The following is a 14,359-nucleotide window of genomic DNA, read 5'->3' as shown; positions in this document are numbered from 1 at the left end:
CGCTCAGCTGTCCCGCTGGGCCTGCGCCAAATCCTCGATCAGCGCCGCCTCGCCCTCCACGCCCACCGACAGCCGGATCAGGTTGTCGTGGATGCCCAACGCCGCGCGGCGCTCGGCCGGGATGGACGCGTGCGTCATCGCGGCCGGCAAGCACACCAGGCTCTCTATCCCGCCCAGGCTTTCCGCCAGCGTGAACAACTTGAGTTTGGACAGGAAGGCATTGACGTCGCCCTTCAGGTAGAACGACACGATGCCGCCGTAACCTTGCATCTGACTGCGCGCCAGCTCATGCTGCGGATGGCTCTCCAGCCCCGGATACAGCACGCCGTCCACCCACGGCTGCGCCTCCAGCCAGCGCGCGATGGCCAGCGCATTGCGGTTGTGCTGCTCCACCCGCAGGGCCAGCGTGCGCAGGCCGCGCAGCACCAGGAAGCTGGGGAAGGCGTCCAGGATGGCGCCGACTGCGTTGTGCAGGAAGGCCAGCTGCTCGGCCAGCTCCGGCTGGTGACGGCTGACCACCGCCACGCCGGCCACCACGTCGGAATGGCCGTTCAGGTATTTGGTGGCGGAATGGACCACGATGTCGAAGCCGAAATCCAGCGGCCGCTGATTGACCGGCGAGGCGAAGGTATTGTCGACCACCCCGATCAGCCCACGATCGCGCGCGATGGTGGCCACCGCATGCAAATCCACCAGTTGGTTCAGCGGATTGGACGGCGTTTCCACCCAGATCATCTTGGTATTCGGGCGAATGGCGGCCCGCAGCGCGGCGCTGTCGGCCGAGGCGACGTAAGTCACTTCCAGATTGGCGCTGAGCTTGCGCACCCGCTCGAACAGGCGGTAGGTGCCGCCATACAGGTCGTTGACCGCGATCAGGTGGCTGCCGGCCGGCAGCAGCTCCAGCACGGTGGAGATCGCCGCCAGGCCGGAGCCGAAGGCGTAGCCGCGCAGGCCGCCTTCCAGCTCGGCCACGGCGCGCTCCAGCGCCTCGCGCGTCGGGTTCTGCGAACGCGAGTATTCATAGCCGGTGTGCTCGCCCGGCGCGCTCTGGCGATAGGTGGAGGTGGCGTAGATAGGCGGCATCACGGCGCCGAAGGCGTCTTCATGCGCGCCGGCGGTCACGGCCAGGGTGTGGAAATCGGTCATGTTCTATCCTCTCGATGCGATTTTCGGCAAGGGTTGCGGCCCCGCTGCGGGCCGTGTGATTGGGACGAGGCTCAGGCCGCGCGCGGCTGCCGCCGCCAGAAAGACAGCAGGTCGGCTTGGGTGATCAGGCCCAGATAGCGGCCGTTGTCCACGATCAAGGCGATATGGCCATCGTTGAACACCTGCAGCAGATTCTGCAGCGTGGCATGCGGCGACAAGGTCTGCACATGGCCGCTCATCGCGCTGCGCACGGTCTGGCGGAAGTTTTCCGGCTCGCCGTTCACCGACAGCAGCAGGTCCCACTCGTCCAGCACGCCGACCACCCGGTCGTCCTCCAGCACCGGCATCTGCGATACATCGTGCAGGCGCATGCGCTGGTAGGCCACATTCAGCGGCTCGTCCGGATGGCACGACACGGTGCTGCCGTCCTGATGGCGGCGGACGATCAGATCGGTCAGGCCGCCCAGCTGCGGCAAGCGCAGCATGCCCTGGTCCACCAGCCAATCGCGGTTATACATCTTGGACAGGTACTTGTTGCCGCTGTCGCACACCAGCGTCACCACCCGCTTGGGCCGGGTTTGCTCGCGGCAGTAGCGCAACGCCGCCGCCAGCAAGGCGCCAGAGGAAGAGCCGGCCAGGATGCCCTCTGCCCGCAGCAGGTGCTGAGCGGTGTCGAAGCTTTCCTGATCGCTGATGCGGAAAGCGCGCCGCACCAGGGAGAGGTCGGTCTGCGGCGGGATGAAGTCTTCGCCTATGCCTTCGATCAGCCAGCTGCCGGCCTGGCCGTAGCTGCCGGTTTCGACATAGTCCGCCAGCACCGAGCCCACCGGATCGGCCAACACGAATGCGGTATCGGGCGAGTGGGCGCGGAAGAAGCGGCTCAAGCCCGTCAGCGTGCCGCTGGAGCCTACGCCCACCACCACCGCATCCACCTTGCCGTCCATCTGGCGCCAGATCTCCGGGCCGGTCGTGGTTTCGTGCGCCAGCGGGTTGGCCGGATTGTTGAATTGATCGATGTAGTAGGCGCCGGGGGTTTCGCTGGCGATGCGCGCCGCCAGGTCCTGGTAGTACTCAGGATGGCCCTTGCCCACATCGGAGCGGGTCAGCACCACCTGGGCGCCCAGCGCCTGCAGGTGCAGAATTTTCTCGCGGCTCATCTTGTCCGGCACCACCAGCGTCAAGGGATAACCCTTCTGCGCCGCCACCAGGGCCAAACCCAGCCCGGTGTTGCCTGCGGTGGCCTCGATGATGGCGCCGCCCGGCTTAAGCAGACCGTCGCGCTCTGCGGCCTCTATCATCGTCAGCGCGATGCGGTCCTTGATGGAACCGCCCGGATTCTGGCTTTCCAGCTTCAGGTACAACTCGCAGGGGCCGGTATCCAGATGGCTTACCTTCACCAATGGGGTATTGCCGATCAGCGACAAAACCGACATATCTTTCATCTCAACACTCCAGGCTATTTTAAAATTACTTTCAGTAATTTTTAGTTATATAAAAAGCAAAAAATTTTCTACTTCTTCGCCATCTTGCTACCCAGGTATAGCAAGGCTTTACACCACCGCGCTGGCTTGCATGAAACTGTAGAAAAACACCAGCTCAGGATCGCTGCGCAGTTGACGCAGTTCGCGCGTCATTTCATCGACCAGCTGCGCGTCCACTCGGCCCGATTCGATCAGTTGATCCGCCGCCGACAACAGCAGTTCGGTCCAATAATCCAGCACCAACTGGCGGCGGTGCGGCTCGCGGCTGTCCAGATGCCAGGTCTTGACCCGCGTTTCCACCTCGCGGAAGCCCAACCGCAACAACATATTGCCCAGCTTGGCGCCGACGAAGGGATCGCCGCCGACTACCAGCTGATGGTCGTTGAAGGCCAGCCAGTATTGCTGCAGGCGCGCCGAATACGGCGCCATGAAGAAAGTGGCGTTCATCGCCTCGGTGGCGTACAAGCGGGCGCCGGGCTTGAGCACGCGCCGCGCTTCGGCCAATACCCGCTCCGGCGCATGCACGTGCTCCAGAATCCAGCACAGGAAAGCGCCGTCGAAGCTGGCCGGGGCGAAATCCATGTCTTCCGCGTCCATATGCAGCAACGTGGCGCGTTCCTGGTACGGACTGCCCTGCAGCCTTTGCCGCGCCACCGCCAGCTGGCGTTGGCTGAAGTCGATGCCGGTGATATTCAGGTCCGGGAAACGACGCAGCAGGATTTCAGTTTGCGCACCGACGCCGCAGCCAACCTCCAGCAGCCGGCCGCCGCTGGAAAAGTCGACGTCGCGGTACACCATGGACTCGAAAAATCGGGCCTGGCGCACCAGCCGCGCCTGTTCAGTAGCGGAAAAGCCATGGATATACGGCTGATCCTGCGGCGCTTCCGCCAATTGCAATGCACTCATCGATGACCTCGCTCGGATAAGCAACAGGTCTACATTATATTTCCAAAGGCTATTTAGAAAACAAATTCTATTTGAAATTTGAATATAGAAAAAAACTCTAACCGCGCGCAGGCAAGAAAAAACCCGCATCGGCTCGATGCGGGTTTGATCGTGGCGGCCGTCTGGATCAGGCCAGCGCCGTCTGCCTCAGGTTCTGCGAGAAGCGCTGCAGCGCGGCGATGCCGGAGGCCTCGGCGCGGCTGCACCAGTCCTGCAACTCCTGCAGCAATTGTTCGCGGCTCAGGCTGGAGCGCTCCCACAGACGCGTCAGCTCCTGCCGCATCGTGTAGATGGTGGCCAATACCTGGCTTTGCTCCAGAACCTTGGCCAATTGCGCGCGCTCGGCTTCCGGAATGTCCTTCTCGTCCTGTTTCAGCCATACCTTCATCTTGCGCTTCAAGTTGACCTGCGGCAGCTCCGGCAGGCTCAGCTTGGCCAGCTCCGCGCGGTATTCCGCCCTCAGCTCGCGCGCGTAGCGGGAGGCGATGGCGTAGCGGTTGGCGATGATGGCCTGCAGATGCTCCAGATCCAGCTGCGGCCGCGACGGGTCTCGCGCCAGCTGCGGGGCCACCTTGCGCACCGTGGCCAGCTTCAAACTCGCCAGGATGCGGATATACATCCAGCCGATGTCGAACTCGTACCACTTGTACGACAGCTTGGCCGAGGTGCCGAAGGTATGGTGGTTATTGTGCAGCTCTTCGCCGCCGACCAGGATGCCCCAGGGCACCAGATTGGTGGACGCGTCTTCATTCTCGAAATTGCGATAGCCCCAGAAGTGGCCCAGGCCGTTGATGACGCCTGCGGCCCAGAACGGGATCCACACCATCTGCACCGCCCAGATGGTCAGACCCAGCGGCCCGAACAGGATCAGGTCGATGATCAGCATCAGCACGATGCCCTTGGCGTTGTGGCGGCTGTAGACGTTGCGCTCCAGCCAGTCATCCGGCGTGCCGTGGCCGAACTTGTCCATGATGGACTGATCCTTGCAGGCGGCGCGGTACAGCTCGGCGCCTTCCCACAGCACTTTCTTGATGCCCAGCACCTGCGGACTATGCGGGTCTTCCAGCGTTTCGCAGCGGGCGTGATGCTTGCGATGGATCGCGGCCCATTGCTTGGTGACCATGCCGGTGGTCAGCCACAGCCAGAAGCGGAAAAAATGGCTGGCGATGGGATGCAGATCCAATGCGCGGTGCGCCTGGTGGCGATGCAGGAAAATGGTGACGGAGGCAATCGTGATGTGGGTCAGAATCAGGGCGGCAACGATATAGCCCCACCACGGAAGGTCCATCAGACCGTTGAGCCAGTTCATGTCTTGAATCAATCCAATTACTTAGAGGTAAAGCTCTATTCTATAGCACAGCCGGCGCCGCTGTCAGAGCGTTTTTCCCGCACGCGCCGCCGAACACACCATCCAAACCGCTGTTGGTGTACCATAGAGCCTCATTTCACCCTAGTTCAGAAAAATACTAGTGTTGCCAAAACGTCAGCTGATCATTGCCGGCGCCGCCATCGGCGGCCTGTTTGTCCTGTACGCGGGTTCCAGCTATTGGGCCGGCGTCAAGGCCGAAGACACCTTGCAGGAGCAATACCGGATGCTTGCCGGGCTGCCCCTGTTCAAGGTCAAATCGCACAGTTACGAACGCGGCTGGTTCTCGTCCAGCGAGACCACCGAACTGGTGTTCAACCGCCATCTGTCCGGCCCTTACGAAAACATGCTGCCGGACAATATGAAGCCGTTGCTGAACGCCACGATCAAGTTCACCAACCATATCCAGCATGGTCCGCTGCCAGGCTTGGGTTCGTTCGACTTCCGCCCGGGGCGGGCGCTGGTGCGCACCGAGTTCGCGATGAGCGACGCCACCCGCAAGACGCTGAAGACCTTCTTCGGCGACAAGGAGCCGATCACCATCGTCAACCGCATCGGTTTTGGCGGCGGCGGCCTGCTTGACGTCAGCGTGCCGGCCTTCGACTACGAAGAAGCGCTGTCCGGCGTGAAGATGAAATGGAAAGGCTTCGACCTCAAGGTCGACTATTCGCATAACTACCAGGACTACAAGACTGAGGCGCTGTCGCCGGGCTTCCTGCTGGAGGCGTCCAGCAAGGGCGGCGTGTCGTTCGACGGCGTGCATTACGCCTCCGACATGCGCCTGGGCGGCACCGGCGTCAAACTGGGCACCAGCGAGCTGACCATAGGCAATGTGCAGCTGACCTCTCACGAGAGCGTGCCCTACAGCATCAAGCTGAACGAGCTGATCTACCTGATGACGCGCGTCCGCGTCGGCGAGTTCGTCAACCCGTCCGGCGAGTTCAAGCCGTCGTCGGTGGTGTTGAAGAATTTCAGTTACCAGATCGTCACCAGCGAGCAGGACGACTTCGTCAATACGCGCGGCAAGGTCAACTTTGCCGAGCTGAGCATCAGCGATCATCGCTATGGCCCGATGCGCCTCGACGTGTCGGCCAACCATCTGCATGGCCCGACGCTGGTCAAGCTGGACAAGGCGATCAGCGCGATTCCGTTTGAAGGCGTGGACCCGGCAGTGCTGCGCAAGCAATACGTCGACACCATCAAGAAGAACGCGGTGCCGCTCCTGGAAAACAATCCCAAGCTGCTGATCAACGAGTTCTACCTGAAGATGCCGACCGGCGAGGCCAAGCTGCAAGGCAGCCTGGGCATCAACGGGCTGACCCCGGCGGACCTGAACGACATCACGCTGCTGGCCAAGCGCATCGAGGCGGAAGCCAAGCTGAGCCTGCCGCGGCAGACCCTGGAAGACCTGGTGCTGACCCAGGCCCGCAATCTGTTCACGGTTGACCACACGGCGGAAGAGCAGCCGAATATGAAGGAAGTGGAAGACCTGGCGCGCAGCCTGTTGGACAGCCAGTTGTCGCAATGGAAGAACGACGGCTACCTGGTTGAGGACAGGGGGCAGATCTCCACCGATCTGAGCTACAACGCGCAGGGCCTGACCATCCATCAGAAGAAAGTGCCGCTGCCCTGGCAGGATGAGCCTGCCGACGCTTCGGCGCCGGCGGCCGAGACCCAGGTCAAAAATTAAGGGCGCCATCCATGCAAAAGGGGCTGTCTCGCGACAGCCCCTTTTTTCATCTCTACGCGCAATCGGTCAGGACGCGTCTTCCATCTGGCTTTGCAGGTAGTTCTGCAAGCCCACCTTCTCGATCAGGCCGAGCTGGGTCTCCAGCCAGTCCACATGCTCTTCCTCGCTCTCCAGGATGTCCTCCAGCAGATCGCGGCTGACGTAGTCCTGGGAGGTCTCACAGTAGGCGATGGCTTCGCGCAGCAGCGGCAGCGCATCCATTTCCAGCTTCAGGTCGCACTCCAGCATTTCCTTCGGGTTTTCGCCGATGTGCAGCTTGCCCAGGTCCTGCAGATTCGGCAGCCCTTCCAGAAACAGCACGCGCTCAATCAGCTTGTCGGCGTGCTTCATCTCGTCGATGGATTCTTCGTATTCGTGTTCGTTGAGTTTCTTCAGGCCCCAGTTCTTGTACATGCGGGCATGCAGAAAATATTGATTGATGGCGGTGAGTTCGTTCTTGAGAATCTGGTTCAGGTATTTGATGACCTTCTTGTCGCCTTGCATGTCCTATCCTCCTGGGAAATCATCCAGGCATTATGGCACAGCAAGGCTTCATCTCAAGCCGCAATAGCGGGGTGACCAGCGGAAATGCCGGCGGCGGGAGGAAATCAGGCGGCGCTGCGCGCCACCGAGCAAGACGACAGTTCGATCTGGGCGTCCTTGCGGATCTGATTGGCCATGCAGGCGCACTTGCCGCAATCGGAAGCGATGCCGAGCTCGCGGCGCAGGTCGCACATGCGCGTGGCGCCGCCATGCACCGCTTGGCGGATCTGGCTATCGGTCACGGCGTTGCACAGGCAGACGTACATGGAAGCCCCCTCTGGCTTACAATCAAGAATAGTTATCATCATAGAGACAAACAAGAATGATTGTCAATAACATCGAAAGAGAATGGAAACCAAATACAACAGTCGCCGCCGTCATTGAGCGCGATGGGCGTTTTTTGATGATCGAGGAGGAAACAGCGGACGGGCTGCGCCTCAATCAGCCGGCCGGTCATCTGGAGCGCGGCGAAACCCTTCTGCAGGCGGCCATCCGCGAAACGCGCGAGGAAAGCGGCTGGCATTTCACCCCGCGCGGCTTGGTCGGCGTTTACCTGGCGGACCGCGCCGGCAGCGACATCACCTATCTGCGTTTCGCCTTCGCCGGCGACGCCGCCGCACCCGAAAGCGCCGTGGCACTGGATGAGGGCATCGTCGCCGTGCACTGGCTGACGCGCGAGGAGATCGCCGCCCAGTCCCAGCGGCTGCGCAGCCCGGTGGTGATGCAATGCATCGACGACTATCTTAATGGCATACTGCATCCGCTGGAATTGATACGCGACCTGCGCTGAGCCCCCACCGGATACCGCCTATGATCAAAGCCCTGCTGGCCTTATTGCTCTTTTTCGCCCTGCCCCAGGCCTTCGCCGATGCGCTAAACATCTGTTATCATTACCGATGTTCCAGGCATGCCTCCTTCGAACTATCCGCAGAGGAGCGTGATTGGCTGGCGGCGCGGCTATCCCAAGCCGATACGGCGCAAAACGAGCGCGAGGCGGCAGCAGACGCGGTTCAGACCCTGTACTTCATCGCCGCGCGCGATATGCCGATCTGGCAGGACAAGGGCGGCAATTTCCATGACGGCCCGGCCGAAGGCCGGATGGATTGCGTGGACCACAGCAGCAACGTCACCACCTTTCTGCGCTACCTGGATAGCCAGGGCTGGTTGAAATTCCACCATGCGGCGCCACCTGAATGGCGCGCGCCGCATATCCTGGACTTGCACTACACCGGCGTGCTGCACGACAACACCGCCAATCAGGACTGGGCGGTGGACACTTGGTTCAAGGATTTCGGGGAACCGCCCGTGGTGGTTCCCCTTTCAGTTTGGATGACGGGTTACGAGCCACCGGCCGTACCCGAGCCTGTCAAACAGGCAAGCAACAGCAAGGAAGGAAGCACCCCGTGACGGGTAAGAAACGCATCGTCGTCGGCATGTCCGGCGGCGTGGATTCGTCGGTAACGGCCTGGCTCTTGAAGCAGCAGGGCCATGAAGTGATCGGCGTGTTCATGCAAAACTGGGAAGACGACAACGACGACGAATACTGCTCCATCAAGCAGGACGCGCTGGACGCGATGAGCGTGGCCGACATCGTCGGCATCGACATGGAAATCGTCAACTTCGCCAAGGAATACAAGGACCGCGTGTTCTCGTACTTCCTCAAGGAATACTCGGCCGGCCGCACGCCGAATCCGGACGTGCTGTGCAATGCCGAGATCAAGTTCAAGGCCTTCCTCGACTACGCGATGGAACTCGGCGCCGACTGCATCGCCACCGGCCACTACGCGCGCAAGATGGAACAGGACGGCGTCCATTACCTGATGAAGGCGGTGGACCACACCAAGGACCAAAGCTACTTCCTGTACCGCTTGCAGCAGCATCAGCTGGCAAAAGCCATCTTCCCGCTGGGCGACATCAAGAAGACCGAAGTGCGCCAGCTGGCCGAGCAAGCCGGCCTGCCCACCGCTGCCAAGAAGGACTCCACCGGCATCTGCTTCATAGGCGAGCGGCCGTTCCGCGAGTTCCTGCAGCGCTATCTGCCCACCTCCCCCGGCCAGATGGTGACGCCGGACGGCAAAGTCGTGGGCGAGCACATCGGCCTGATGTACTACACGCTGGGCCAGCGCAAGGGTTTGACGATTGGCGGCAGCAAGGACGGCAACGGCGAGCCGTGGTTCGTCGCCGGCAAGGACATCCCGGACAACAAGCTGATCGTGGTGCAAGGCCACGACCACCCGCTGCTGCTGAAGCCGACGCTGTCCATGGCCGATCTGAGCTGGACGCTGCCGGACGCGCCGGCGCCAGGCGACTACAGCGCCAAGAACCGCTATCGCATGGCCGATGCCGCCTGCTCGCTGTCGCCCATCGTGGACGGCCAGGCCAGCCTGCGTTTCCAGGAGAAGCAATGGGCCGTCACCCCAGGCCAATCGGCTGTGCTGTACCACGGCGACATCTGCCTGGGCGGCGGCATCATCCGGTAAGCCCTGGCGGCGGCCATCATCCACGGGCATGAAAAAGGCAGGTCAATGACCTGCCTTTCGCTTTTCCATCAAGCCGGAATCAGTGCCCGTTGGCGTGAGAACAGCCGGAGATCAGGTTCTTCAGATCGTCCACTTTCACCAGCTGGATATGCTTGTGATCGACGGCGATCCAGCCCTGCTGCTGGAACTTGGACAGCGTGCGGCTGACGGTCTCCAGCTTCAGGCCGAGGAAGCTGCCGATCTCCTCGCGGCTCATGCGCAGGATGAAGTCGTTGGCGGCGAAGCCGCGGGTAGACAGGCGCTGCGACAGATTCAGCAGGAAGGCGGCAATGCGCTCCTCCGCCTTCATGTTGCCAAGCAGCAGCATGACGTTCTGGTCGCGCACGATTTCGCGGCTCATCAGCCGGTAGAAATGATGCTGCAGGCTGGGGATGTCGCGGCTCAGCGTCTCCATGCGGCCAAACGGCAGCTCGCACACCTCGCTGTCCTCCAGCGCGATGGCGTCGCAGCTGTGGTTGCCGGTGGAAATGCCGTCCAAGCCCATCAGTTCGCCGGACATCTGGAAACCGGTGACTTGTTCGCGGCCGTCCTGGCTGGCGACGCAGGTTTTGAAGAAGCCGGTGCGCACGGCGAACAGCGACTTGAAAGACTCGCCGCTATGGAACAGGTACTCGCCTCGCTTCAGACGGCGGCTCTGCCGAATCACCGTATCGAGCTGGCTCATCTCCTCGCGATTGAGGCCAACCGGGAGACACAGCTCGCGCAAACTACAGCTGGAGCAAGAGACTTTCAAACTATGCAGGGGTATGTGGTTGTGTTCTGACATGCTGTATGGGCTGCAAGCCGGTAAAGGTTGACCCTTATCAATACTGAGTTCACGGGTTTTCCGCAAATTTACCAGTACACCAGAAGTTTTTCCATCAGAAAACGACATGAAAACCACCCATCCTTATTCTCCCGCTCATTTTGAGTTTGATCGCGAGCTGATCGAACGACTGGATGGCTCAGGGCCGCGGTACACATCGTACCCGACCGCGGATCGCTTTACATCCAATTTTTCCGAAAGCGACTATCTGCTCCGCTTGAAGCAGCGCCGCATCGGCGCCAACCGCAAGCCTTTATCGCTTTACGTGCACATACCGTTTTGCAACACGGTCTGTTTCTACTGCGCTTGCAACAAGATCATCACCAAGGACAAGAGCAAGGCCGACATCTATCTGGACTATCTGGAAAAGGAAATCCGCCTGGTGGCCGAGCAGCTTGGCTGCCGCGAAAAAGTCATCCAGCTGCACTTTGGCGGCGGCACGCCCACTTTCCTGTCCGATGCCCAGCTTGAACGATTGATGGGCATGCTCTCCACCCATTTTGAATTCATGCCAGATGGAGAATATTCCATAGAGATAGATCCGCGCAAGGTTTCGCGCGAAACGATGCAAAAACTGGCGAAATATGGCTTCAATCGCATCAGCGTCGGCGTGCAGGACTTCGAGCCGGCGGTGCAGAAGGCGGTCAACCGCGTTCAAAGCGAAGAGGAAACCCGCGCCGTGATCGAAGCCGGACGCTCGGCCGGCATCCAGTCGGTCAGCCTGGACCTGATCTACGGCCTGCCGCTGCAGACGCGCGAATCGATGCTGCGCACGCTGGAAACCGCGCTGGCGCTCGACCCGGACCGGCTGGCGCTGTACAACTACGCCCACCTGCCGACGGTATTCATGCCGCAGCGCCGCATCCATGAGGCCGACCTGCCGCCTGCCGGCGTCAAGCTGGACATCCTGCAGGACGCGGTGAAGATGCTGACCGATGCCGGCTATGTATTCATCGGCATGGATCATTTCGCCAAGCCGGACGACGAGTTGGCCGTCGCCTTGCGCCAGGGCCGGCTGCAACGCAACTTCCAGGGCTATTCCACCCACGCCGACTGCGACATGCTGGGCTTCGGCGTGTCATCCATCGGCAAGATCGGCGCCTGTTACACGCAGAACGACAAGACGCTGGAAGGGTATTACGCCGCGCTGGATCAGAAAAAGCTGCCGGTGGTGCGCGGCCTGACGCTGGACAACGACGATGTGCTGCGCCGCACCATCATCCAGGGCCTGATGTGCCGCTTCTCGCTGTCCGTGGAGGCCATCGAGGAAATCTACGGCATTAATTTCGCCCAATACTTCACCGAAGAAATGCCGCAGATCCGGGTTTTCCAGCAGCAGGGCCTGTTGTCCTTCGACGGCGACTTCCTGATGGTGGAGCCCAAGGGCCGTTTCCTGATCCGCAATATCGCAATGATCTTTGACCGGCACCTGCGCGAACGGCAAACCCACGCCCGTTATTCCAAAACCATCTGATCCACCCCCCCTCGCGCCTCTGGCGCGAGATTTCATGCCTGCGCGCCTTGCCCGGACACAAGCGGCAAGGCGCGCGCAGCCGGCCCCATCCAGTCGCCTCCTCTTCCACGGCCAGCGCCGCCCGATACTGTCTCCCGCGCGATAGCGGCCCGTCTGTAAATCACTATGATTTAGACTTGCATTAAGCAATTCCACTTATACAGTTGAAGGATAGGGAACTTCATTCCGCCACGTTTTGCCCTCCAGCGTTCCTGCGCGGGCAATACGGAAGGAGTATCGCCATGACCACCCCCATCGTCCGGCTGATGCAAGGCCTCAGCTATCCCAAGCGTTTTGCCGTCATCGGACTGCTGTTCGCCTTAGCGCTGCTCTACTTGGTCTACGCCCTGTATCGAACCAATCAGGACAACATCGAGTCCACCAACAAGGAAAAAATCGGCGTCGTTTATATGCAGCCGCTGACCGCCTGCCTTGCCGCCGCGCAGCTGCAGCAAGAACTGGCGGTGCGCGCCGCGCTGGGCGACAGCCAGGCCCGCAGCGGCCTGAGCGATGCGACTCAGCAACTGCAGACCAAATGGCAGGCCTTGAAAACGGTCAACGATCAGATTGGCGGCACACTGAACAGCGACAGCGCCTGGAAAGACACGCTTGCCGGCTGGAACGCTTTGCAGGCCGCCGGCAATGCCGCGCCTGCGCAGCAGATTGCCGCCTACGCCGCCTTCAACGACAAGCTGAACAACCTGATCGGCGCCATCAGCGACAATTCCAACCTGACGCTGGACCCGGACATCGATACCTACTATCTGATGGATGCCTCAACCTCCAAGCTGCCCACCTTGCTGATCCACCTGGGCGAAGCGCATGCCGTCGCCGCGCTGGCGGAGGCCAATCATCCGCTGGAATCCGGGCAACGGGACAGGCTGGTCGAACTGCGCCCGCTGATCGGAGAAGCCAGCGACGGCCTGGTCAGCGACGTCGGCAAGGCTTTCGCCTACAACGCGGTACTGAAAGCCGATCTTGCGCCCATGGGCGACAAGCTGGCCGCCATCCTGAAACACCAGGGCCAGGGCATAGACGACGCCGTCGCCGGCAAGACCGGCGCCAGCGGGCTGAAGATTGCCGGCCATACCGCCGAAAACGTCCAGGCCATCTCGGCCTACATCTCCAGCGGGCTGGCTAGGCTGAACGATCTATTGCAAGCCCGGATAGACCGCACCGCCCTGCAGCGCGACACCTATATCGGCATCAGCTTCGCCGCCATGCTGCTGGCCATCTTCCTGTTCCAGCAACTGTATCTGTCGATCACGCTGCAACTGGGCGGCGAGCCATTCTACGTGCAGGAAGTCGTCGAGCAGATCGCCTCCGGCCGGCTGGATACCCGCATCCAGTTGCGCGACAAGGACGAATCCAGCCTGCTCGCCACCATCCGCAGCATGCGCAATCAGTTGCGGGAAACCGTATCCCAACTGATCTCCACCGCCAATGAAGTCAACGGCGCGGCATCCCTGATGGCGCAGAGCGCGCAAAGCATCACCTCCAGCAGCTGCCAGCAAAACGAGGCCGCCGCCAGCATGGCTGCCGCGATAGAGCAGCTGAGCACCAGTTTGTCGGTTTGCGCGGAACAATCGGAACAAGCGGATCGGCTCTCCACCGACGCCGTCCACGAGTCCGGCGAGGGAGACAAGGTGATCGCCGCCACCAGCAGCAGCATGGACGGCATTGTGCGCGACGTGTCCACGGTGTCGGACACGATAGGCGAGCTGGGGAAACAGTCCGAATCCATCGTCGGCATCGTCGATGTGATCCGCGACGTGGCGGAGCAGACCAATCTATTGGCGCTGAATGCGGCGATCGAGGCGGCGCGAGCCGGCGAAATGGGACGCGGCTTTGCCGTGGTGGCGGACGAGGTGCGCAAGCTGGCCGAACGCACCGCGCTGTCCACCACCGAAATCAGCAACATCGTCAGCCAGATCCAGAGCACGGCGCAACGCGGCACGCAGAACATGCAGGTGGGCATGCGCGCCATCATGGACGGCCAGCAGCGCGCGCGCGCGGCCGGCAACAGCATGAATGAAATACGTCTCCACATCACCGACGTGCTGGCCAGCATCCATCAGATCACCGACTCGCTGCGCGAACAAAGCCACGCCAGCCAGACGCTGGCACAGAATGTGGAGCAGGTCTCAAAGATGTCGGAGCAGAACGCAATGGCGGTCAAGGCCAGCGCCGAAACCGCCGGCGAGCTGCAGGCGGTTTCGGCGCGGCTGCTCGGCGTGGCCGGCCGCTTCACCGTGTAGCCGCGTCAAATCGAAAAGCCCGCGGGCTCTGGC

General features: G+C 61.4%; 13 protein-coding genes. 6 read left to right on the top strand and 7 right to left on the bottom strand.

What is annotated here, in order from left to right:
* Positions 1 to 3: 3 nt before the first annotated feature.
* The 4 genes from QUG01_RS09495 to QUG01_RS09480 all read right to left on the bottom strand — a co-directional run bounded on the left by QUG01_RS09495 (position 4) and on the right by QUG01_RS09480 (position 4,881).
* On the bottom strand, positions 4 to 1,146 hold the full coding sequence (locus tag QUG01_RS09495) for a trans-sulfuration enzyme family protein (protein WP_500829918.1): 1,143 nt from the start codon (positions 1,144 to 1,146) through the stop codon (positions 4 to 6).
* A 71-nt stretch (positions 1,147 to 1,217) separates the two neighbouring features.
* Entirely contained in the window at positions 1,218 to 2,588 is a 1,371-nt protein-coding gene (locus QUG01_RS09490) for a pyridoxal-phosphate dependent enzyme (protein WP_500829917.1), read from the bottom strand.
* Between the two features lie 108 nt (positions 2,589 to 2,696).
* Positions 2,697 to 3,533: a methyltransferase domain-containing protein gene (locus QUG01_RS09485; protein ID WP_500829916.1), complete on the bottom strand. Its 837-nt coding sequence runs from the start codon at positions 3,531 to 3,533 to the stop codon at positions 2,697 to 2,699.
* A 166-nt stretch (positions 3,534 to 3,699) separates the two neighbouring features.
* A complete protein-coding gene (locus tag QUG01_RS09480; protein ID WP_500829915.1) occupies positions 3,700 to 4,881 on the bottom strand; it encodes a DesA family fatty acid desaturase in 1,182 nt (393 codons plus the stop codon).
* A gap of 160 nt (positions 4,882 to 5,041) precedes the next feature.
* Here QUG01_RS09480 and QUG01_RS09475 point away from each other — a divergent pair, with 160 nt between their 5' ends.
* Positions 5,042 to 6,628: a YdgA family protein gene (locus QUG01_RS09475; RefSeq protein WP_500829914.1), complete on the top strand. Its 1,587-nt coding sequence runs from the start codon at positions 5,042 to 5,044 to the stop codon at positions 6,626 to 6,628.
* A gap of 66 nt (positions 6,629 to 6,694) precedes the next feature.
* Here QUG01_RS09475 and bfr read toward each other — a convergent pair whose 3' ends face one another.
* Together bfr and QUG01_RS09465 are read right to left on the bottom strand one after the other, a co-directional pair.
* Positions 6,695 to 7,171, bottom strand: coding sequence for a bacterioferritin (gene bfr, locus QUG01_RS09470; protein ID WP_043624334.1), 477 nt, complete (start codon positions 7,169 to 7,171; stop codon positions 6,695 to 6,697).
* 104 nt (positions 7,172 to 7,275) lie between these two features.
* Positions 7,276 to 7,476 carry a (2Fe-2S)-binding protein gene (locus QUG01_RS09465; protein WP_500829913.1) on the bottom strand — a complete coding sequence of 67 codons (201 nt, stop codon included), beginning with the start codon at positions 7,474 to 7,476 and terminating at the stop codon, positions 7,276 to 7,278.
* Between the two features lie 56 nt (positions 7,477 to 7,532).
* Here QUG01_RS09465 and QUG01_RS09460 point away from each other — a divergent pair, with 56 nt between their 5' ends.
* Genes QUG01_RS09460 through mnmA form a run of 3 tightly spaced genes read left to right on the top strand, consistent with a single transcriptional unit; the run spans position 7,533 to position 9,690 of the window.
* Positions 7,533 to 8,000: an NUDIX hydrolase gene (locus QUG01_RS09460; protein WP_500829912.1), complete on the top strand. Its 468-nt coding sequence runs from the start codon at positions 7,533 to 7,535 to the stop codon at positions 7,998 to 8,000.
* A 20-nt stretch (positions 8,001 to 8,020) separates the two neighbouring features.
* Positions 8,021 to 8,617, top strand: a complete 597-nt coding sequence (locus QUG01_RS09455) for a hypothetical protein (RefSeq protein WP_500829911.1) — start codon at positions 8,021 to 8,023, stop codon at positions 8,615 to 8,617.
* Positions 8,614 to 9,690 (top strand): tRNA 2-thiouridine(34) synthase MnmA, encoded by a 1,077-nt coding sequence (gene mnmA, locus QUG01_RS09450; RefSeq protein ID WP_500829910.1) that lies wholly within the window; start codon positions 8,614 to 8,616, stop codon positions 9,688 to 9,690. The genes QUG01_RS09455 and mnmA overlap by 4 nt, the downstream gene beginning before the upstream one ends.
* Before the next feature lie 79 nt (positions 9,691 to 9,769).
* Here the strand turns inward: mnmA and fnr are convergent, their stop codons facing one another.
* Positions 9,770 to 10,516: a fumarate/nitrate reduction transcriptional regulator Fnr gene (gene fnr, locus QUG01_RS09445; protein ID WP_043624341.1), complete on the bottom strand. Its 747-nt coding sequence runs from the start codon at positions 10,514 to 10,516 to the stop codon at positions 9,770 to 9,772.
* A 106-nt stretch (positions 10,517 to 10,622) separates the two neighbouring features.
* Here fnr and hemN point away from each other — a divergent pair, with 106 nt between their 5' ends.
* Together hemN and QUG01_RS09435 are read left to right on the top strand one after the other, a co-directional pair.
* The gene (hemN, locus tag QUG01_RS09440; protein ID WP_500829909.1) at positions 10,623 to 12,029 is read left to right on the top strand and encodes an oxygen-independent coproporphyrinogen III oxidase; all 1,407 of its coding nucleotides are present in this window, start codon (positions 10,623 to 10,625) and stop codon (positions 12,027 to 12,029) included.
* A gap of 281 nt (positions 12,030 to 12,310) precedes the next feature.
* Entirely contained in the window at positions 12,311 to 14,326 is a 2,016-nt protein-coding gene (locus QUG01_RS09435; RefSeq protein WP_500829908.1) for a methyl-accepting chemotaxis protein, read from the top strand.
* Positions 14,327 to 14,359: the final 33 nt, after the last annotated feature.

The organism is Chromobacterium sp. CCUG 76385 (genome assembly GCF_059916625.1).
The sequence above is the reverse complement of the archived record's forward strand: the minus strand, read 5'-3'. Positions and strand labels throughout refer to the sequence as shown.